Annotated in this window: 17 protein-coding genes; 5 read left to right on the top strand and 12 right to left on the bottom strand. The window is 70.9% G+C overall.

Annotated elements, in window-relative coordinates; translation table 11 throughout:
- A partial coding sequence (locus GKQ77_RS09810) for a DUF4429 domain-containing protein (protein ID WP_219688324.1) occupies positions 1–676 on the bottom strand: 676 nt, incomplete at its 3' end.
- Between the two features lie 147 nt (positions 677–823).
- On the opposite strand from GKQ77_RS09810, the gene GKQ77_RS09815 reads away from it, so the two are divergent.
- Positions 824–2,455, top strand: a complete 1,632-nt coding sequence (locus GKQ77_RS09815) for a beta-N-acetylhexosaminidase (RefSeq protein ID WP_308117607.1) — start codon at positions 824–826, stop codon at positions 2,453–2,455.
- Positions 2,456–2,501: 46 nt separating this feature from the next.
- On the opposite strand, the gene GKQ77_RS09820 is transcribed toward GKQ77_RS09815, so the two are convergent.
- The 9 genes from GKQ77_RS09820 to GKQ77_RS09860 form a co-directional block, all read right to left on the bottom strand.
- Complete coding sequence (locus GKQ77_RS09820) at positions 2,502–4,268, bottom strand: IucA/IucC family protein (protein WP_219688326.1); 1,767 nt, start codon at positions 4,266–4,268, stop codon at positions 2,502–2,504.
- Complete coding sequence (locus GKQ77_RS09825) at positions 4,265–4,846, bottom strand: GNAT family N-acetyltransferase (RefSeq protein ID WP_258021094.1); 582 nt, start codon at positions 4,844–4,846, stop codon at positions 4,265–4,267. The genes GKQ77_RS09820 and GKQ77_RS09825 overlap by 4 nt, the downstream gene beginning before the upstream one ends.
- Positions 4,843–6,150: a lysine N(6)-hydroxylase/L-ornithine N(5)-oxygenase family protein gene (locus tag GKQ77_RS09830; RefSeq protein ID WP_219688327.1), complete on the bottom strand. Its 1,308-nt coding sequence runs from the start codon at positions 6,148–6,150 to the stop codon at positions 4,843–4,845. The genes GKQ77_RS09825 and GKQ77_RS09830 overlap by 4 nt, the downstream gene beginning before the upstream one ends.
- Positions 6,134–7,576 (bottom strand): pyridoxal phosphate-dependent decarboxylase family protein, encoded by a 1,443-nt coding sequence (locus GKQ77_RS09835; protein WP_219688328.1) that lies wholly within the window; start codon positions 7,574–7,576, stop codon positions 6,134–6,136. Before GKQ77_RS09835 ends, GKQ77_RS09830 begins: the two co-directional genes overlap by 17 nt.
- Before the next feature lie 245 nt (positions 7,577–7,821).
- Positions 7,822–8,883, bottom strand: coding sequence for an ABC transporter substrate-binding protein (locus tag GKQ77_RS09840; RefSeq protein WP_219688329.1), 1,062 nt, complete (start codon positions 8,881–8,883; stop codon positions 7,822–7,824).
- Positions 8,884–9,039: 156 nt separating this feature from the next.
- A complete protein-coding gene (locus GKQ77_RS09845; RefSeq protein WP_219688330.1) occupies positions 9,040–10,194 on the bottom strand; it encodes an acyl-CoA dehydrogenase family protein in 1,155 nt (384 codons plus the stop codon).
- A gap of 7 nt (positions 10,195–10,201) precedes the next feature.
- Complete coding sequence (locus GKQ77_RS09850) at positions 10,202–11,155, bottom strand: hydroxymethylglutaryl-CoA lyase (RefSeq protein ID WP_219688331.1); 954 nt, start codon at positions 11,153–11,155, stop codon at positions 10,202–10,204.
- Entirely contained in the window at positions 11,152–13,197 is a 2,046-nt protein-coding gene (locus GKQ77_RS09855; RefSeq protein WP_219688332.1) for an acetyl/propionyl/methylcrotonyl-CoA carboxylase subunit alpha, read from the bottom strand. Before GKQ77_RS09855 ends, GKQ77_RS09850 begins: the two co-directional genes overlap by 4 nt.
- A 16-nt stretch (positions 13,198–13,213) precedes the next feature.
- Positions 13,214–14,845, bottom strand: a complete 1,632-nt coding sequence (locus GKQ77_RS09860; RefSeq protein ID WP_219688333.1) for a carboxyl transferase domain-containing protein — start codon at positions 14,843–14,845, stop codon at positions 13,214–13,216.
- 111 nt (positions 14,846–14,956) lie between these two features.
- Between GKQ77_RS09860 and GKQ77_RS09865 the strand changes: the two genes are divergently transcribed.
- From GKQ77_RS09865 to GKQ77_RS09880, 4 genes are all read left to right on the top strand, one after another.
- Entirely contained in the window at positions 14,957–15,550 is a 594-nt protein-coding gene (locus tag GKQ77_RS09865) for an SACE_7040 family transcriptional regulator (RefSeq protein ID WP_219688334.1), read from the top strand.
- A gap of 125 nt (positions 15,551–15,675) precedes the next feature.
- Positions 15,676–16,833 carry an acyl-CoA dehydrogenase family protein gene (locus tag GKQ77_RS09870; protein ID WP_219688335.1) on the top strand — a complete coding sequence of 386 codons (1,158 nt, stop codon included), beginning with the start codon at positions 15,676–15,678 and terminating at the stop codon, positions 16,831–16,833.
- Positions 16,834–16,869: 36 nt separating this feature from the next.
- Entirely contained in the window at positions 16,870–17,730 is an 861-nt protein-coding gene (locus GKQ77_RS09875; protein WP_219688336.1) for an acyl-CoA thioesterase, read from the top strand.
- An 82-nt stretch (positions 17,731–17,812) separates the two neighbouring features.
- The gene (locus GKQ77_RS09880; RefSeq protein ID WP_372459853.1) at positions 17,813–18,820 is read left to right on the top strand and encodes a cation diffusion facilitator family transporter; all 1,008 of its coding nucleotides are present in this window, start codon (positions 17,813–17,815) and stop codon (positions 18,818–18,820) included.
- Here the strand turns inward: GKQ77_RS09880 and GKQ77_RS09885 are convergent.
- Both GKQ77_RS09885 and GKQ77_RS09890 read right to left on the bottom strand, forming a co-directional pair.
- Complete coding sequence (locus GKQ77_RS09885) at positions 18,781–19,569, bottom strand: phosphatase (protein ID WP_219688338.1); 789 nt, start codon at positions 19,567–19,569, stop codon at positions 18,781–18,783. The genes GKQ77_RS09880 and GKQ77_RS09885 overlap by 40 nt on opposite strands.
- A gap of 140 nt (positions 19,570–19,709) precedes the next feature.
- Positions 19,710–21,151, bottom strand: a 1,442-nt coding sequence (locus GKQ77_RS09890) for a PucR family transcriptional regulator (protein ID WP_219688339.1), incomplete at its 5' end; no start/stop codon positions are given.

Consider the following 21,151-nt stretch of genomic DNA (forward strand, 5'->3'; position numbering starts at 1 on the left):
GGACCGCGGCGGCGACCAGGGCCATCAGCGGGTCCTTCTTGAAGCCCCACAGCTCCACCGCGTTCGGGTCGTACTTCGGCGGGGCCTTGGTCGGGGCGTTCCGTACGGTGAAGCGGAGGTGGCCGTTCTCCAGGCCGGCCGCGGGCTGCCACTCCACCGCCGTGAGGTCGGCGAGCGCCAGTGTCCTCGTGCCGGACGCCGACTTCGCCTCCTCCGCCTTCCAGTTCCACTCCAGGCGGACGCGCTCCCCGTCGAAGCTCGCCGTGCCGTCCCCGGCGGAGACGGACAGGGGCAGGGGCGGGCCCGCCAGGAGGTAGGACGTACAGGGCGTGGTGGGCACCTGTTCGATCAGGTGGGCGTTGCGCACCTCGTCGACGAAGTACTCCGCCACGCCGTACCGGTCCGGCTCGACGAGCAGCTGATACGGGTCCGAGGCGTCCGCCAGCTTGCCGCCGGTCGCCTGGAGCAGCGGGTCGGCGCCGTCGCGCAGGCGCAGCCGCAGCCGGCCCGACTTCTTGCCCTGCTCGAAGGCTATGCCGGCCAACGCGTCGAGCGGCACGCTCAGTTCGCCGAGGGTCTTGCGCAGCAGGGAGACGCTTTTGTCGTGGCCCGGCACGAGCCGCAGCGTCTCTCCGTCGAAGGTCCAGGTCCCGTCCCGCTGGATGATTTCCGCCATGCGGGGATTCTCGCACCGACTCCTCGCGCCGGTTCCTGGCATCGGCTCCTCGCAGTGGTGGTCTATGGCCCTTGACCCCTTGTAGGGGCCGAGTTACCAATGGGAACCGTTCAGTTGCGATGCGTCGGCCCGTCGAAGGGACCGCTTGTGAGAACGCACCACGGAACACGCCACGGCATCCACCACAGGACGTCACGCCTGCTCGGCTCGCTGTTGCTCGTCGCGGCCGCCGGGATCTCCTCCCTAGCCGCAGCCCCCTCGGGCACCACGGCCAAGGCCCCCGTCACCCCGCTCGGCCAGATCGTCCCCGCGCCCCTGAAGGTCGAAGCGGGCGGCGCCGGTTATGAGATCACCGAGCGGACCCGGATCCGCGTCGGCGACGCGCGGGAGCGGCGCGTCGGCGAGTACCTCGCTTCAGTGCTGCGCCCCTCCACCGGCTACCGGCTCCCGGTCACCACGGCCAAGGGCGGCGACGGCATCCGGCTGCGCCTCAGCGCCGAGCCGGAGAACAAGGTCCTGGGCAATGAGGGCTACCGGGTCATCTCGGAGCGCGGCTCCCTCACCATCACGTCCTGGTCGGACGCCGGGCTCTTCCACGGCGTCCAGACGGTGCGTCAGCAACTGCCCGCCGCCGTCGAGAGGAAGACCGAGCAGCGCGGCCCGTGGCGGATCGCGGGCGGCACCATCAAGGACATGCCGCGCTACGGCTACCGCTCCACGATGCTCGACGTGTCGCGGCACTTCTTCACCGTCGACCAGGTCAAGCGCTACATCGACCAGGCGGCGCTCTACAAGATGAACAAGCTGCACCTGCACCTCAGCGACGACCAGGGCTGGCGCATCGCCATCGACTCCTGGCCGCGCCTCGCCACTTACGGCGGCTCCACACAGGTCGGCGGCGGCAAGGGCGGCCACTACACGAAGGAGCAGTACAAGGAGATCGTCGCCTACGCCGCCTCGCGGCACCTGGAGGTCGTCCCCGAGATCGACATGCCGGGGCACACCAACGCGGCCCTCGCCTCGTACGCCGAACTGAACTGTGACGGCGTGGCCCCGCCCCTCTACACCGGCACCGCGGTCGGTTTCAGCTCGCTGTGCGTCAAGAAGGACGTGACGTACGACTTCGTGGACGACGTCATCCGGGAGCTGGCCGCGCTGACGCCCGGCAGATACCTCCACATCGGCGGCGACGAGGCGCACTCCACCAGCCACGAGGACTTCGTCGCCTTCATGGACAAGGTGCAGCCGGTGGTCGCCAAGTACGGCAAGACGGTGATGGGCTGGCACCAGCTGACCGGCGCCAGGCCCGCCGAGGGGGCCGTCGCCCAGTACTGGGGCTACGACAGGACGGGCGCCGCCGAGCGCGAGCAGGTGGTGAACGCCGCGAGGAACGGCACCAAGCTGGTCCTCTCGCCGGCCGACCGCTCCTACCTCGACATGAAGTACACCAAGGACACCCCGCTCGGGCTGACCTGGGCGGGTCTCGTCGAGGTGCGGCGCTCGTACGACTGGGACCCGGCGACCTACCTGAAAGGGGCGCCCGCCGACGCGGTCATGGGCGTCGAGGCGCCGCTGTGGACGGAGACCCTGTCCACCTCCGCGCACCTGGAGTACATGGCCTTCCCGCGCCTGCCCGGGATCGCCGAACTCGGCTGGTCGCCCGCGGCCACGCACGACTGGGAGCGGTACAAGGGACGGCTCGCCGCGCAGGCCCCGCGCTGGGACGCGCTCGGCATCGGCTACTACAGGTCCCCGCAGGTGCCCTGGCCCGCCCAGTAGGAATAAGGCGGGGCTCCCGGGGACCGCCCCGGGAGCCCCGCCCGGCTCATGCGATCGGGTTCTTCAGCGTCCCGATCAGCTGCAGCGCCCCCGCGGGGTCCGCCAGGTCCACCATCTGCTCGTTGTTGCGCAGCTGGAGGCGGTTGAGGCAGGACAGCGAGAACTCCGGGGCGAACATGTCGTACTGCTGGAACTTCTCCGCCATGTGCGGGTTCGCCTCCTGGTAGGCGGTGACGCACTGGGCGACGGAGTCCCAGAAGGCGTCCTCGTCGATCAGGCCCTCCGTGACGAGGTTGGCCGCGAGGAAGCGGAAGAAGCAGTCGAAGACGTCCGTGAAGATCGACAGGAGCTTCTTGTCCTCCGGGACCTCCACCCGGATGCGCTCGACGACCGGCGGAAGGACCGCGTCCGGGTCCATGACCGCGATCTCCTCGGCGATGTCCTTGAAGATCGCGCGCTGGACGGCACCGTCCTTCAGGACGAGGATCACGTTCTCGCCGTGCGGCATGAAGACCAGGTCGTACGCGTAGAAGCTGTGCAGCAGCGGCGTCAGATACGCGTGCAGATAGCGGCGCAGCCACTCGGTCGGGGCGAGGCCCGAGCGTTCGATGAGCGCACCGGCGAAGCTCCCGCCGTCACGGTCGACGTGCAGCAGCGAGGCCATCGTGGCCAGCTGCTCGCCCTCGCCGAGGGAGGCCACCGGGCTCTCGCGCCACAGCGCGGCGAGCATCTTGCGGTAGGGGGAGTAGCGGTCGGTGGCGGCCTCGTACTCCATGTGGCGATAGCCGACGGCCGCGCGCTCGCGGATGATCGTCAGGCCGGTCCCGCGCAGCGTCTCGTCGGTCTCGATGAGGTGCGCGAGCCAGTCGTTGATCGCCGGGGTCGCCTCCATGTACGCCGCCGAGAGGCCGCGCATGAAGCCCATGTTGATGACGGAAAGGGCCGTCTTCACATAGTGCTTCTCGGGCGAGGTCCGGTTGAAGAAGGTGCGGATCGATTGCTGCGCGAGGTATTCGTCGTCGCCCTCGCCGAGGCAGACGAGGTGCTCCTGTGCGACCTCGGCCGCGAACGTCACCGCGAGCTTGTTCCACCACTGCCAGGGGTGGGCGGGGATGAGCAGGTACTCCGCCGGGTCCAGGCCCTTGTCGCGCAGGACGCGGTCGAAGCGGGCCAGGGTCTCCTCGCCCAGCTCGGCGCGGAGGAACGACTCGTAGTCGAGGCCGGCGCCCGCCGTGAAAGCGGCCCGGTCCTTGCGCGCCGCCAGCCAGATCAGGCGTACGGGGCTCGCGGTCTCGGGAGCGTACGAAAGGTACTCGTGCACGCCGAAGCCCAGCCGTCCGTTGTTCGCGACGAAGCAGGGGTGGCCCTCGGTCATGCCCGTCTCGATCTCCTGGAAGCCGGAGCGGGACAGCTCGGCGGCGGGGAGCGCGGGCTTGGTGAGCTTGTAGCAGATGCCGGAGAGCGTGGAGGAGATCTCCTCCAGGTAGACCGGCAGGACCGCGTCGCTCAGGCCGAGCGCGCCGCGCAGCTCGGTGAAGAACTCCAAGGAGTTCAGGGCCAGTTCGGTGCCGTCGCGGTGGCGGGTGATCGAGTCGGCGTCGATCTGCCAGTGGTCCAGGCGCAGGACCCGGGCGGCGAAGCGGTAGCGGGTGAGGCCGTCGTCGCTGCGGATCACGTACGCGCCCTCGCCCAGCGGCTCGGGGGTGAGCAGCCGCTCGTGGGCGAACTCGGCGAGCGCCTTGCGGATGAGCAGGTGGTTGGCTGTGGCCCAGCGCTCCGGGGTCAGGTGCGCCACGGCGTCGGACAGGGTCATATCGCCAGTTCCCTTTCGCGTACTGCTGCTTCGAACTGCTCGCGGGTGCAGAAGCTCAGCAGGGCTTCCTTCTCCGGCTTCTGGATGACGGTCTCGGGGCGGAACCCGACGGTTTCGTTGAGGGTGTGCACCGCTGTGTTGCGCACATCGGGCTCGACGACGACACGCTCGGTCGCGGGGTCGGCGAAGAGTTCCCGCATCACCGCGGTGATCACACCGCGCGTGAAGCCGGGGATGCGGACGTCGGAGGGCGCGGTGAGGAAGTGCATGCCGACGTCGCCGGGCAGCGGCTCGTAGAGCCCGACGAGTTCGGCGTACCGGGGGTCGTACCGCTCCATAAGGAACGACGGCACGCCCTTGTGCAGGCCGATGAACGCGTCCTGGTGCTCGGACGCGGCGATCGCCATGTACTCGCGCTCGACGTCGGGCAGGGAGGCGTTCCCCATCAGCCAGAAGGAGGCCTTGGGGTGTGTGACCCAGCCGTGCACCAGCTCGGCGTCGGACAGCGGGTCGAGCGGGCGGAAGGTGAAGTCGCCGCCCGTGGTGCGGTCGCCGGTCATGTCGCGGTCGCCGGTCATACGAGGACTCCCTCCGGTGCGGCGAACTCCTGGAACGCGATGGACTTCTCGACCGGGTAGACCTCGCGGCCGAGCAGCTCGCCGACGATGTACGCGTTGCGGTACGCGCCCATGCCGAGGTCGGGGCTGGTGATGGAGTGGGTGTGCACCGAGGCGTTCTGGAGGTAGATGCCGCTTCCGGTGGTGTCGATGCTGTAGTTGCGCGCCACGTCGTAGCGGCCCCGGCCGTCCCAGCGGATGCGGTCGTGGACCGGCGCGAGGAAGTCGGGGACCTGGTACCGGTAGCCGGTGGCGAGGATCAGGCCCTGGGTGCGCAGCCGGAAGTCCTTCTCCTGCTCCTCCTGGCGCAGCCCCAGCGTGTACGTGCGGTTCTCGCTGTCGTACGTCGCCTCGGTGAGCGCGGTGTTGGTGAGCAGCCGGGTCTGGACGGGACCGGTGAGGTTCTTCTGGTAGAGCAGGTCGAAGATGGCGTTGATCAGCTCGCCGTCGATGCCCTTGAAGAGACCCTTCTGTGCCGTCTCCAGGCGGTAGCGGGTCGCCTCGGGCAGCGCGTGGAAGTAGTCGATGTACTCCGGAGAGGTCATCTCCAGCGTCAGCTTGGTGTATTCGAGGGGGAAGAAACGGGGGGAGCGGGTGACCCAGTTCAGCCGGTAGCCGTGGACGTCGATCTCGCTCAGGAGGTCGTAGTAGATCTCGGCGGCGGACTGGCCGCTGCCGACGAGCGTGATCGACTCCTTCTTCTGCAGCTCCGCCTTGCTCTGGAGGTAGCGCGAGTTGTGGATCGCGTCTCCGCCGAGGCCGTCGCAGGCCTCGGGCAGGTGCGGCGGCGTGCCGGTGCCGAGGACGAGGCGGCGGGCGCGGAAGAGGTCGCCGGCGGTGGTCCGTACGACGTAGAGGTCGTCCTCGTAGGTGACCTCCTCGACCGTCGTGCTGAAGCGGACCGAGGTGAGCTGCGCGGCGGCCCAGCGGCAGTAGTCGTTGTACTCGGTCCGCAGGGGGTAGAAGTTCTCGCGGATGTAGAAGGAGTACAGCCGTCCCGAGTCCTTCAGGTAGTTCAGGAAGGAGTACGGCGATGTCGGGTCGGCCAGCGTGACCAGGTCCGACATGAACGGCGTCTGGAGGTGGGCGCCCTCCAGGAACATCCCGGAGTGCCACTCGAAGTCGGGCTTGGACTCCAGGAAGAGGCCGCTCAGCTCGTCCAGCGGCTCGGTCAGGCAGGCGAGGCCGAGGTTGAACGGGCCGAGGCCGATGCCGATGAAGTCGTACGGCGCGGGCGGCTGGTGGGGGTCAGCAGGCGCGGTCAAGGTTCTCTCCCAGGTACTGCTCGGCGTGGCCGGCGATCAGATCGAGGACAGCCGTGATGTCGGCGGTGGTGGTCTCGGGGTTGAGCAGGGTGAACTTCAGGAACTGGCGGTCGCCCACCTTGGTGCCCGCGACGACCGCGTCACCGGAGGCGAACAGGGCCTTGCGGGCGTAGAGGTTGGCGCGGTCGATCGCGGACGGGTCGCAGATCGCCGTGGGGATGTAGCGGAAGACGAGCGTGGAGAGCTGCGGCTCGACCACGACGTCGAAGCGGGGGTCGGCGGCGAGCAGTTTCCAGCCCTCCGACGCCAGGTCGCACACCTCGTCGAAGAGGCCGCCGATGCCGTCGGCGCCCATCACGCGCAGGGTCATCCACAGCTTGAGGGCGTCGAAGCGCCGGGTCGTCTGGAGGGACTTGTCGACCTGGTTGGGGATGCGCTCCTGCACCATGCGGCGCGGGTTGAGGTACTCGGCGTGGTAGGTGACGTGGGAGAGCGTCGCCCCGTCGCGCACGAGCACGGCCGAGGAACTGACCGGCTGGAAGAAGGACTTGTGGTAGTCCACGGTGACGGAGTCGGCGCGCTCGATGCCGTCCAGGAGGTGCCGGTTCTTCCGGGAGGCGAGCAGCCCGCAGCCGTACGCGGCGTCCACGTGCATCCAGGTGCCGTACTGGGCGCACAGCTCGGCGATCTCGGGCAGCGGGTCGATGGAGCCGAAGTCGGTGGTGCCCGCGGTGGCGACGACAGCCATGGGGGAGAGGTCGTCGCGCCGGCAGCGCTCCAGCTCGCGGGCGAGGGCCACGGTCTGCATGCGCTTGTTGTGGTCGGTGGGGATCACCACGACGGCTTCCTCGCCGAGGCCGAGCAGCCGGGCCGCCTTCTGGACGCTGAAGTGGCCGACCTCGGAGGCGAAGACGCGCATCCGGGCGGGGTCCTGCTCCTTGGCCTCCTCGCGGGCGAGCAGCAGCGCCTGGAGGTTGGACTGGGTGCCGCCGCTGGTGAAGACCCCGTCGGCGGCCGGGCCGAGCCCGATGCGTTCGCAGGTCCAGTCGATGATCCGGCGCTCGATGAGCGTGCCGCCCGCGGACTGGTCCCAGGTGTCGAGCGAGGAGTTGATGGCGGAGAGCACCGCTTCGCCCAGGACGGCGGGGATGACGACAGGGCAGTTGAGGTGGGCGAGGTAGCGGGGGTGGTGGAAGTACACCGCGTCGCGCAGATACAGCTCCTCGAGCTCGTCGAGCGCGGCGATGGTGTCGTGCAGGGGCTTCTCCAGGTCGACGGCGTCGATGCGGGGCGCGAGCTCGTCGACGGAGATGCCGGTGAACGGACGTGCGGTGGTGGCGAGTTGGGCCGCCACCCGCTCGACTCCTTCGATCACGGAGCTGCGGTACCGCTCCGCGGTGGTGTCATTGAGCAGGTGCGAGCGCATGAACTGTCCTCCAGGTGAGGGGACTTGACCGCGCACTCGGGGACAGGAGTGTGGGGAGGCGCGCGGAGTGTGAAACTAAGGTTAGCCTAACCTAAGTTCCTCTCCCACTGGTCCCCGGGTGCCCCTGTGTGACAAAAACGGAGCCGCCCCTTCCGTGGAGGCAAGGGGCGGCTGTCGGTGCGAGGGGGCGTCGACGCGCGTGGCGGACGTCAGTGAGGGTCGGGCGGCGGCCGTCGACGTGAGGGTCAGGCGCCCTTCTTGAGCTTCTTCGCCTTCTCGATCGCGTCCGCCAGGTCCTCCAGGATCGGCGCGCACTTGTCGTACGAGAAGATGGGCTCGGTGACGCGCGGGATGACCTGGCCGGCCTTGACGGCGGGCAGCTTCTTCCAGGTCGGCTTGGACTTGTCCAGGTCGGCCGGCTGGATGGCGGAGGTGCGGTTGTCCATCATGATGATGTCCGCGTCGTACTTGTCGACGTTCTCCCAGCTGAGGTTCTCGAACCAGCCGCCGGACTCCTTCTTCGCCTTCTCCGGCGGCTCGATGAAGTTCACGCCGAGGGACTTGAAGTACTCCAGGTCGGCCGAGAGGTTCGTGCCGGAGACGTAGAACAGCTCCTGGCTCGCGGAGCCGACGAGGACCTTGATGTTTTTGTGCGCCTTGGCGACCTTGCGCAGCCGCTCGGAGGCGTCCTCGAAGCGCTTCTTCGCCTTGACGACCTTGTCCGCCTTCACGTCCGCGCCCAGCGACTCGGCGAGCGCGAGGATGCGCTGGAGCGGGTGGGTCATCTGGCGGTCGTAGACGCTGACGCCGACGCTCGGGGCCCCGACCTTGAGGACCTTCTCCTTGCTCTCCTCCGGCACGTACCAGAGGGTGCCCTGGTCGTCGAACATCGTGGAGATCAGCACGTCGGGGGCGAGGGCCGCGTACTTCTCGATCTTGAACTGACCCCATTCGTTGCCGATGATGGTCAGCTTGCTGATGTCCATGTCGCCGGCCTGGACGTCGGCCTTGCCGTCCTTGGTCTTCGTCGGGCCGAAAACGCCCTTGCACTCGATGCCGTAGTCGAACAGGGCGGCGGCGACGCCGGTGAACGCGACGATGTTCTTCGGCGTGGCGTCACGCTTGGCCGTCTGGCCGCGGTCGTCCTTGAAGCTCCAGGGGCCGGACTTGGCCGCGCCGCCCTCGCCCTTGCTGTCCCCGTCCTTTTTGTCGTTGCCGCAGGCTGCCAGGACGGCGGTGAGGCCGAGGGCGCCACCGGCGGCGAGTATGCCGCGGCGGGAGGGCTTGTGGGGACGGGGCTGGGACATGTGGGTTCTCTGCTTTCGTGACGGTGCGGTGGCGGGGCCACTGGCCGGAAGTAGAGCTTAGGCTAGCCTAAGCTCACCTGGAGTCCAGAGGCCCCTGCGTCACACCGTCACGAGGGGGCTCGGCCGCCGCTCGTCCCAGGCGCGTGTTGCCCGGAGTCAGCCCGCGAAACCCAGCTCCCTGGCGATGAGCATCCGCTGCACCTCGCTGGTGCCCTCGCCGATCTCCAGGATCTTGGAGTCCCGCCACATCCGGGCCACGGGGTACTCGTTCATGAAGCCGTAGCCGCCGTGGATCTGGGTGGCCTCGCGGGCGTTGTCCACGGCCACCGTCGAGGAGTAGAGCTTGGCGATCGCCGCCTCCTTCTTGAACGGCTCACCGGCGACCAGCCGCGACGCCGCGTCCCGCCAGCCGACCCGCGCCATGTGCGCCCGCGTCTCCATGTCGGCGAGCTTGAACTGGATGGCCTGGTTCGCCCCGATCGGCTTGCCGAAGGCGTGCCGCTCCTTGGCGTACTTCACCGACTCGTCCACACAGCCCTGTGCGAGGCCGGTGGCGAGCGCGGAGATGGCGACGCGGCCCTCGTCCAGGATCCGCAGGAACTGGGCGTAGCCACGGCCCTCCTCGCCGAGCAGGTTCGCCACGGGGACGCGCACGTCGGAGAAGGACAACTCGCGGGTGTCCGACGCGTTCCACCCCACCTTCGAATACGGCGCGGCGACCGTGAAGCCCGGTGTCCCCGACGGCACGATGATGGAGGAGATCAGCGGGCGGCCGTCCGGCTTGCGGCCGGTGACGGCGGTGACCGTGACCAGGCCGGTGATGTCCGTACCGGAGTTGGTGATGAAGCACTTCGAGCCGTTGATGACCCATTCGTCGCCGTCCCGGACCGCCGTGGTGCGGGTGCCGCCCGCGTCCGAGCCGCCGTCCGGCTCGGTCAGGCCGAAGGCGCCGAGCACCTCGCCGGAGCAGAGCTTCGGCAGCCACCGGCGCTTCTGCTCCTCGGTGCCGAACAGGTGCAGCGGCATCGCGCCGAGCGAGACGCCCGCCTCCAGGGTGATCGCCACGGAGGAGTCGACGCGGGCCAGCTCTTCGAGGGCGATGCCGAGGGCGAAGTAGTCACCGCCCATCCCGCCGTACTCCTCCGGGAAGGGCAGGCCGAACAGGCCCATGCGGCCCATCTCGCGGACGATCTCGTAGGGGAACTCGTGGCGTTCGTAGAAGTCGCCGATCTTCGGGGCGACGACGTCGTGGGCGAACGCCTCCACCGTGCGGCGGAGTTCCTCGTGCTCGGGGCTCAGACGGTGGTCCATCGTGTACTCACTGTTCCTGGTGGGTCAGGGCGCGGACGGTGCGGGACGGGCTCGGTCGGCCCAGGTGGCCGGCCATCCAGGCGCTTGTGGCGCTGAGGCGGCCGAGGTCGACCCCGGTCTCGATGCCGAGGCCGTGCAGCATCCATACGAGGTCTTCGGTGGCGAGGTTCCCGGTGGCGCTCTTCGCGTAGGGGCAGCCGCCGAGGCCGCCCGCGGAGGCGTCGACCGTGGTCACGCCGTGCTGGAGGGCGGCCAGGGTGTTGGCGAGCGCCTGGCCGTACGTGTCGTGGAAGTGGACGCCGACGCGGTCGGTCGGCACATCCGCCTCGTTCAACGCCGTGAGCAGGGCGCGTACATGGCCCGGTGTGGCCACGCCGATGGTGTCGCCGAGGCTCAGCTCGTCGCATCCCATGTCGAGCAGGGCGCGGCAGACCCGGACGACCTGGCCGACGGGGACCGGGCCCTCCCAGGGGTCGCCGAAGCACATGGAGAGATAGCCCCGGACGTGCATCTTCTGCTCCCGCGCACGGGAGACCACCGGGTCGAACATCGTCAGGGCCTCGTCGACCGTGCGGTTGAGGTTGGCCTTGGCGAAGGACTCGGTGGCGCTGGCGAAGACGGCGACGCGGTGGGCGCCGAGGGCAAGCGCACGCTCCAGGCCGCGTTCGTTCGGCACGAGGACCGGCAGGTGCACGCCCTGGAGGTCGCCGAGGAGCGGGAAGAGCCGCTCGGCGTCGGCCAGTTGGGGCACCCACTTGGGGTGCACGAAGCTGGTCGCCTCGATGGTGGTCAGGCCCGCGTCGGCGAGGCGGTGGACGAACTCCGCCTTGATCTCCGTGGGGACGACCGACTGCTCGTTCTGCAGGCCGTCGCGCGCGCCGACCTCGTGGATGCGGACGCGGGGCGGCAGGTCGGGGGAGACGACCTTCATGGGGAGGCCGATCGCACCTGACGTGGTCATCCCTGGGCCTCCTTGGCCGGCTCGGCGGTGCCGGTAGTCCCGGCGGCCCCGGTGGGCCCGGCGGTGCTGGCAGTCCCGGCAGCCCCGGTGGTCGGCGCGTCCGGCGCGTCCGCCAGCTCCGTCGGGAGGACCACCGCGAGCACCTGGTCCATGGCGACCGTCGACCCCGGCGTCACGTCCAGCTCGGTGACGGTGCCCGCGTGCGGCGCGGCGATGACGTGCTCCATCTTCATCGCCTCGACCACCAGCAGGCTCTGACCGGCGCTCACCTGGTCGCCGGGGGAGACCTTCACGACCGTGACCGTGCCCGGCATGGGGGCGGTGAGGGCGTCGGCCCCGGCGTGCGCGGCGCCCGTGAGGCTCGCCTCGACGGGGTCGTGGTCCCGCACGTGCCACGCGTCGCCGTCGCGGCCCAGCCAGTCACCCGCGCGGTGGAAGGTGTGCCGGATGCCGTCGACGGTGACCGAGACGCGGTCGGCGGTGACCGTGTGGCCGCTGCCCCGGAGCCGGTGGGCGACGGGTTCGAGTCCCGGCGCGTGCAGCCAGTGGGCCAGCGGCGCCGGTGTCCCCCCGAGCCGCCAGCCGCTCGGCACCGAGAAGGGGTCCGTCCAGCCGCCCTGGGCGGGCGCGAGCGCGGCCTCCCGCACCGCTGCCGCCGCCTCGTACACCTCGTCCGGCACGCCGTCGGGGACGAGGCCGTCCGCCTCACGCTCCACCAGGCCGGTGTCCAGCTCGCCCGCCACCACCGCCGGGTGGGCGAGCAGCCTGCGCAGGAAGCCCGCGTTCGTCGGCACGCCCAGCGTGACCGTCCCGGCGAGCGCCGCGCGGAGCTTGCGCAGGGCCGTGGCGCGGTCGGGGCCGTACGCGATGACCTTGGAGAGCATCGGGTCGTAGAGGCTGCCGACCTCCGTGCCCTCGCTCAGGCCGGAGTCGGTGCGCACGCCGTCGCCCTGCGGCTCGCGCAGGGAGAGGACCGTGCCGCCCGAGGGCAGGAAGCCGCGCGAGGGGTCCTCGGCGCAGATCCGGGCCTCCACCGCGTGCCCGGTCAGGGTGATGTCCTCCTGCGTGAACGGCAGGCGCTCACCCGCCGCCACCCGCAGCTGCCACTCCACCAGGTCGAGCCCCGTGATCAGCTCGGTGACCGGGTGCTCCACCTGGAGGCGGGTGTTCATCTCCATGAAGTAGTACGAGGAGGGGTCCTTGCCCGGGACGATGAACTCCACGGTGCCCGCGCCCGCGTACCCGCAGGAGCGGGCCGCCTGGACTGCCGCCTCGCCCATCGCCGCGCGAGTGGCCTCGTCCAGGAGGACGCTGGGCGCCTCCTCGATGATCTTCTGGTGGCGGCGCTGGAGGGAGCACTCGCGCTCGCCGAGGTGGATCACGTGCCCATGGCCGTCCGCGAGGACCTGGATCTCGATGTGCCGGGGGCGGTCGATCCACCGCTCCACGAGGAGCGTGTCGTCACCGAAGGAGGCGCGGGCCTCGCGGCGGGCCGCCGCGATCTCCTCGGCGAGCAGCGAGGCGTCCCGCACCAGGCGCATGCCCTTGCCGCCGCCGCCCGCGCTCGGCTTGAGCAGCACCGGGGTGCCGATCTCCCGCGCCGCGGCGGCCAGTTCGGCGTCGGTCAGGCCGCTGCCCGATGAGCCGGGGACGACCGGAACTCCGGCCGCCTTCACCGTCTCCTTGGCGCGGATCTTGTCGCCCATGAGGGAGATGGCCGCGGCGGGCGGGCCGATGAAGGTCAGTCCGGCGTCGGCGCAGGCCTGCGCGAAGTCGGCGTTCTCCGCGAGGAAGCCGTAGCCCGGGTGGACCGCCTGGGCGCCGGACTTCGCGGCCGCCTCCAGGATGCGGTCCACGCGCAGATAGCTCTCGGTGGCGGGCGCGGGACCGATCCGTACCGCCGTGTCCGCCTCGCGCACATGGCGGGCGTCCGCGTCCGCGTCGCTGAACACCGCCACCGAGCGGATGCCGAGCGTCCGCAGGGTGCGGATGACGCGGACCGCGATCTCGCCGCGATTGGCGACCAGAACAGTGCTGAACATCAGTGGGTTCCTCACGTCACATCCGGAAGACGCCGAAGCCGGGCGCGCCGGGCTCCTTCTGGGGAAGGGGAGCGCCCGCACAGGCGGTCAGGGCGAGGCCGAGGACCTGCCGGGTCTCCAGGGGGTCGATCACACCGTCGTCCCAGAGCCGGGCCGTGGCGTAATAGGCGTTGCCCTGCTCCTCGTACTGCGCGCGGATCGGGTCCTTGAAGGCCTCTTCGTCCTCGGCCGGCCACTGCTCGCCGCGCCCCTCCAGCTGGTCGCGCTTGACGGTGGCGAGGACGGAGGCGGCCTGTTCGCCGCCCATCACGGAGATCTTGGCGTTCGGCCACATCCACAGGAAGCGGGGGCTGTAGGCCCGGCCGCACATCGAGTAGTTGCCCGCGCCGTACGAACCGCCGACGACGACCGTCAGCTTCGGCACGCGTGTGCACGCCACGGCCGTGACCATCTTCGCGCCGTGCTTGGCGATGCCGCCCGCCTCGTAGTCCCGCCCGACCATGAAGCCCGAGATGTTCTGCAGGAAGACCAGGGGGATGCCGCGCTGGTCGCACAGCTCGATGAAGTGGGCGCCCTTCTGGGCGGATTCGGAGAACAGGATGCCGTTGTTCGCGACGATCCCGACCGGGTGGCCGTGGATGTGGGCGAAGCCGGTGACCAGGGTCGTGCCGTACTCCGCCTTGAACTCGGCGAAGCGGGAGCCGTCCACCACGCGCGCGATGACCTCCCGGACGTCATAGGGAGTGCGGGAGTCCGTCGGCACCGCGCCGTACAACCCCAGGGGGTCGACCTTCGGCTCCTCCACCGGCTGGACCGGCCAGGGCAGTTCGCCGCGCGCGGGGAGCGTGGAGACGATGGTCCGCACGATCCGCAGCGCGTGCGCGTCGTCCTCCGCCAGGTGGTCGGTGACCCCGGAGGTGCGGGAGTGGACCTCGCCGCCGCCCAGCTCCTCGGCCGTCACCACCTCGCCGGTCGCCGCCTTCACCAGGGGCGGGCCGCCGAGGAAGATCGTGCCCTGATTCCGCACGATCACCGCCTCGTCGCTCATCGCCGGGACATACGCCCCGCCCGCCGTGCAGGAGCCGAGGACCGCCGCGATCTGCGGGATGCCCGCGCCCGACATCCGCGCCTGGTTGTAGAAGATCCGCCCGAAGTGCTCGCGGTCGGGGAAGACGTCGTCCTGCATCGGCAGGAAGGCGCCGCCCGAGTCGACGAGGTAGAGGCACGGGAGGCGGTTCTCCAGGGCCACCTCCTGGGCGCGCAGGTGCTTCTTCACCGTCATGGGGTAATACGTGCCGCCCTTGACGGTGGCGTCATTGGCGACGATCACGCACTCGCGGCCCGAGACCCGGCCGATCCCCGCGATGACACCGGCCGCCGGGGCGTCCCCGCCATAGAGCCCGTCGGCCGCGAGGGGGGCCAGCTCCAGGAAGGGCGAGCCGGGGTCGAGGAGCGTGTCCACGCGGTCCCGGGGCAGCAGCTTGCCGCGCGCCACATGGCGGGCCCGCGCCCGCTCGCCGCCGCCGAGCGCGGCCGCCGCGAGCTTGGCCCGCAGCTCTTCGACGAGCGCGGTGTGCGCCGTCTCGTTCGCCCGCCATGCCTCGGACGCGGGATCAGCCGCGCTCGTCAGCACTGGTGCCTGCCGCATCAGTCGAGCCCCCTTGCTCGGTCCACCCGGTCACGCTCGGATCGGTTAATGAGCGTTAACGCGTTTCCATCAGGTTAACGACCGCTAACGGACCTGTCTAGAATTAATTTCATGGCCACCAGAACCGACGCCCCCACCCGCCGCGAGCAGATCCTCAGGGAGGCTGCCCGGCTCTTCGCCGAGCGCGGCTTCCACGGGGTCGGCGTGGACGAGATAGGTGCCGCCGTCGGCATCAGCGGCCCCGGCCTCTACCGGCACTTCGCGGGCAAGGACGCGATGCTCGCCGAGCTGCTGGTCGGCATCAGCGGGCAGCTCCTGACGGGCGGCAAGCGCTGTGTGGCCGACACGGACGGCTCGCCCTCGCGGGTCCTCGACGCGCTCATCGAGGGGCACATCGACTTCGCCCTCGACGACCGCTCCCTGATCACCCTGCACGACCGCGAGCTCGACCGCCTGCGCGACAGTGACCGCAAGCTGGTCCGCCAGCTCCAGCGGCAGTACGTGGAGATCTGGGTCGAGGTGGTGCGCAAGGTCTACCCGGACCTCGCGGAGAACGCCGCCAGGGTCTGCGTGCACGCGGTCTTCGGGCTGCTGAACTCCACGCCGCACCTCAGCCGCCGCGACGCGCTGCCCAGCCGCGCGGGCATGGCGGAGCTGCTGCACAGCCTCGCGCGCGGGGCGTTCGCGGCGGCGGCCGCCCAGTGACCTGACGCGGTGGCCGCCGAGTGATGTGCGTCTCTGGACGCCCCTGGTGACCGCCGGGTAACCTTTCTCTGAGCAAGCGCTTAGTCCGCTGAGTCGACGTAGGCAGTAGGCAGAGGGAGTTCTCCGTGCGCCGTACCGTTTTCAATGAGGACCACGAGGCGTTCCGGGAGACCCTGCGCGCCTTCATCGAGGCCGAGGTCGTCCCCGTCCACGACGAGTGGTTCGCCGCCGGTCAGGTACCGCGCGAGTTCTACTACAAGCTCGCCGAGCTGGGCCTCTTCGGGATCAACGTCCCCGAGGAGTTCGGCGGCGCCGGTCTGGACACGCACAAGTTCGAAGCCGTCCAGTACGAGGAGACGGCCCGCGCGGGCGTCAGCTTCGGCGGCTCCGGCGTGCACGTGCTGCTCGCCCTGCCCTACATCAAAATGCTCGCCACCGACGAGCAGAAGAAGCGCTACCTGGAGAAGTTCGTCTCCGCCGAGGAGATGTGGGCCCTCGCGATGACCGAGCCGGGCACCGGCTCCGACCTCGCGGGCATGAAGACCACCGCCAAGCTCTCCGAGGACGGCACGCACTACGTCCTCAACGGCTCCAAGACCTTCATCACCGGTGGCGTGCACGCCGACCGCGTGATCGTCTGCGCCCGCACCGCCGCGCCGACCGCCGAGGACCGCCGCTTCGGCATCTCCCTCTTCGCCGTCGACACCAAGTCCGAGGGCTACTCCATCGGCCGCAAGCTCGACAAGCTCGGCCTGAAGACCTCCGACACCGCCGAGCTGGCGTTCGTCGACGTCAAGGTCCCCGTGGAGGACCTCCTCGGCGAGGAGAACAAGGGCTTCTACTACCTCGGCAGCAACCTCCCCTCCGAGCGCTGGGGCATCGCCTACGGCGCGTACGCGCAGGCCAAGGCCGCCGTGCGGTTCGCCAAGGAGTACGTCCAGGACCGCACCGTCTTCGGCAAGACGGTCGCCTCCTTCCAGAACACCAAGTTCGAACTGGCCGCCTGCCAGGCCGAGGTGGACGCCGCCGAGGCCGTCGTCGACCGCGCCCTCGAAGCCCTGGACGCGGGCGAGCTGACCGCCGCCGAGGCCGCCTCCGCCAAGCTGTTCACCACCGAGGTCGCGCACCGCGTCATCGACAAGTGCCTCCAGCTGCACGGCGGCTACGGCTTCATGAACGAGTACCCCATCGCCCGCCTGTACGCGGACAACCGCGTCAACCGCATCTACGGCGGCACCAGCGAGGTCATGAAGATGATCATCGCGAAGGACATGGGCCTCTAGGGATCACTCCGCAAGCCGCCCAGTAGAACTACCTTCATGAACCAGGCACTTGACGCCCTCCTCGATCTGCTCGACCTGGAGCAGATCGAGGAGAACATCTTCCGGGGCGTGAGCCGCTCGGCGCTCGTGCCCCGCGTCTTCGGCGGCCAGGTCGCCGCGCAGGCCCTGGTCGCCGCCGGCCGCACCGTCCCCGGCGACCGTCCCGCCCACTCCCTGCACGCGTACTTCCTGCGCGCCGGCGACGCGGGCGCGCCGATCGTCTACACCGTCGACCGGATCCGCGACGGCCGCTCCTTCACCACGCGCAGGGTGGTCGCCGTCCAGCACGGGCAGCCGATCTTCCACCTCTCCGCGTCCTTCCAGACGTACGAGGAAGGCCTGGAGCACCAGGCCGCGATGCCGGACGCGCCCGACCCCGAGACGCTGCCCACCGCCGCCGAGATGCTGCCCCGCCATCTGCCGGAGCCGGTCGCCCAGCGGCTGATCGAGGCGCGCGCCGCCGTCGACCTGCGCTACGCCGACGTGCCGCCCTGGGGCACCGTCGGGCAGCCGCGCGAACCGCGCTCCCAGGTGTGGTTCCGCACCCACGGCAAGCTGGCCGACGATTCGCTGCTGCACGTCTGCCTCGCCACGTACGTCTCCGACATGACGCTCCTCGACTCCGTGCTGCTCGCGCACGGCCGGGGCGGCTGGGCGGTCGGCGACGTCGTCGGTGCCTCGCTCGACCACGCCATGTGGTTCCACCGGCCCTTCCGGGCGGACGAGTGGCTGCTCTACGACCAGGAGTCGCCGTCGGCCTCCGGCGGGCGAGGCCTCGGCCAGGCGCGGATCTGGACGCAGGACGGGCGGCTCGCGGTGACGGTCATTCAAGAAGGCGTGGTGCGCGTCCCGCGCTGACGGGCGTGGTGTGCGTCCCGCGCTGAAGGGCAGGGCTCGCGTTCCGTGCTGATCGGACATACCGTCCGAATACATGAGTGACATGAGTGGTACGGGTGACACGAGTGGCATGAGTGAGCAACCGTCAGAGAAGCCGGAAGGCGGCGGCGAGAGCGCCTTCACCGTCATCGTCGCCGCCGTCGCCAACCTCGGGATCGCCCTTGCCAAGGCCGTCGCCGGTGTCATCAGCGGATCCAGCGCGATGCTCTCCGAAGCGGCGCACTCCGTGGCCGACACCGTCACCGAGCTGATGCTGCTCGTCTCCCTCAAGGCGGGCGAGCGGCCCGCCGACGAGGAGCATCCGCTCGGCTACGGAGGGGCCCGCTACATCTGGGCGCTGCTCGCCTCCGTCGCCACCTTCGTCGGCGGCGGCGTCTTCGCCGTGTACGACGGCATCCACACCCTCACCCACGGCCACGAGCCGGGCGACCCGCTCATCTCGTACCTCGTGCTCGGTGTCGCCTTCCTCTTGGAGGGCTACTCGCTGCGCACCGGCCTCAAGCAGGCGCGCGGCGAGGCCGACCGCTACGGAGTGCGCCTCAAGCGCTATCTGCGCCACACCCCCGACACGGCGGTCAAGGCCGTCGTCATGGAGGACTCGGCGGCGCTCGCGGGCCTCCTGCTCGCCGCGGCCGGACTGCTCGGCGGACAGCTCACCGGGTCCGGGGTGTGGGACGGCGTCGCCTCGCTCTGCATCGGCGTGCTGCTCGTGTACGTCGCCTGGGTCCTCGGGCACGCCAACTCCGAGCTGCTGATCGGCCGTCCGCTGCCCGCCGGGATGCGGGCCGTGGTGCGGGCCGAACTCCTCGCCGACCCGCACGTCGTGGACGTACTGGAGCTGACCACGCTGCTCCAGGGTCCCAAGGAGGCCCTGGTCGCCGCCAAGGTGGACTTCCGGGACGTGTCGAGCGCGGCGGACATCGAGCGGGCCTGCGACCGCATGGCGCGGCGCCTTCGGGAGCGCTTCCCCGCGATCAGGCGGGTCTACCTGGACCCGACGCCGGGGCCGGGTCAGGACTCCGGGGTCAGCCCCGCCGCGTTCAGCAAGTAGGCCGTCATCGGGTCGTAGTGTCGCGGGCTCGTGACGTGGTCGTCCAGGGGGACCGTCACCTGGACCGTGCCCTCGGCCTCGCCGATGAACAGCGCCGGGTCGTTGCAGTCCGCGTAGCCGACCGAGTCGAGGCCGCGCTGGCCCGCGCGGCCCGCCCAGCCGTGGTCGGCGACCACCAGGTCGGGCTGCGGGCGGCCCGCGCGCTCCAGGCCGTCCAGGATCGCGTTCATCGGCTCGGGGGAGTGCGTGTGCCACAGCGTCGCGCCGCGCTCCAGGACCGCCACGTCGGCGAATTGGAAGACCATGCCCTCGTCGGCCATCAGCCCCTCGGGGATCACCACGATCTCGCAGCCCGCCGCGCGCAGGGCGGCGGCCGTCGCGCGGTGCACGTCGAGCAGCCCTCCGGGGTGGCCGGTGGCGAAGAGGACGCTCTCCTTGCCGGCGGCCGCCTTGCGCAGACGGGCCGCCATGCGCTCCAGGGCGTCGACCGTCAGCTCCGGGTCGATGGTGTCCTGGCCCTGCCGGTGTCCTGGATCGTCGATGACGCCACAGCGCTCGGCCATCACCGCGAGGACGTCCTGCTCGTCGGTCCAGCGGTCGCCGAGCTCCAGGCCGAGCCAGTAGTGACGGTCGCCGTTCGCGAGCTTCCTGTAGTGGCTGAGGTTGTTCTCACGGGGGGTGGCGACATCGCCGGCGATGCGGGTGCGGACGAGATGGTCGACTAGCGCGGGACGGCTGGGTATCGGCATGCTCCCCATTCTGCCGTCGGTCGGGGCGCGGGGACGGGCCGTATCGAAGCCTGGACCTGTGACCTGCGCCCCTCCGGGCGCCCGGCGGGCATCACGGCTCAGCTCTCGCGGGCCGGCTCTCAAGGGTCAGCGTTCACGGCTCAGCTCTCGCGGCTCAGTACGAACCACAGCTCCATCCGTACGTCCGGGTCGTCCAGGTCCGCCCCCAGCAGCGCCGCACACCGCGCGATGCGCTGGCGGACCGTGTTGCGGTGGACGGAGAGCGCGACCGCCGTGCGGTCCCAACTGCCGTGCAGGGAGAGCCAGGTCCGCAAGGTCTCCACGAGCGCCCCGTTCCCGGCGAGCGGGGCGAGCAGCACGCGCGCGTGGGTGTCGGCCTCCTCCGGGGAGACCAGCGAGGCGATGCCGTGGGCGTGGTGCCGTACGAGGGGGCGGCGGGTGGCCTCCGCGCGGCGCAGGGCGCGGGCCGCCTGGGCGTCGGCCGCCGCGAGGGCGTCCGGGGCGGCGGGGGCGGAGACGCCGAGGGTCCAGCCGTCCGCCGGGGCCACGTCGCGGTCGGCGGGGACGAGCAGGCGTACGACGTCCTCGCGCGGGTCGACGAGACCGGTGCCGAGCGCCGCGGCGAGCGCCGAGGCGGCCAGCGGGGTGCGCTCCCCGCGCGCGTGCACCACGGTCCAGGCGGCGCTGCCCAGGAGAGGCCCGGTCTCCTCGGGGGCGGCACCGAGGAGCAGCCGTACGAGGGCCGCCGAGCGGGCCGCTTCGGAGTCGCCCTGGTGCTCCCCGGTGAGCAGGGAGAGCAGTACGACCGCGGCCCCGGCGATGGTGTGGTCGCCCGGTTCGCGGCGCTCCGTGGCGATCCCCAGGGCGAAGCCGCGCCCGCCGCCGAGCGCGTAGGCGGCGAGGTGGCTCCCTGCGGCCGTGTCGGCGGCCGAGGCGGGGGCGGCGGGCACGGCGCGCCGCACGACCCCGGTGAGGTCCCGCAGCGCGTCCTGTACCGCGTCCGGCGCCTGCCCGGCCGCCTGTAGCCGCGCCCCGTCCGGGCCGTAGAGCGCCGCGAGCCCGCCGAGCCGCGCCGCCAGCTGGCGCAGGACCGCCGGTACCGGGTCGGGCCGTGCCGCGGCCGTCGCGAGGCTCTGCTGCGCCTCCGTCACCCGCCGCAGCTCGGCATGCCTCGCCTCGGCCATCAGCCGCCACACCGCGCGCGCGACGCCGCTGAACGTGGTGCGGGGCGGGACTTCGAGGAGCGGCAGGCCGTGGCGGTCGCAGGCCTCCACCAGGGCGCGCGGGACCGTGTCGTGCACGGGGGCGACGCCGAAGCCGAGGGCGGCACCGCCTGCCGCCAGGATGCGGGTCACGTACGCGTCGAGACCGCCGTCCGCGCCCGTCGGGTCGGTGATGTGCACGCCCGCCGTCAGGAGCAGCTCGCCTCCGAGGAGGTACGGGTAGGGGTCCCTCATCTCGGAGGTGTGCACCCACTGCACGGCCGTGTCCGCCGCGTCGGGGCCCGCGATCCGGCGCAGGCCCAGGTCCTCGCGGGCCAGGAGTGCGGCGAGCGGGACCGGTGGGGTGGGGGGTGCCGCTG

This window comes from Streptomyces anatolicus (assembly GCF_019400875.1).
Classification (GTDB): domain Bacteria; phylum Actinomycetota; class Actinomycetes; order Streptomycetales; family Streptomycetaceae; genus Streptomyces; species Streptomyces anatolicus.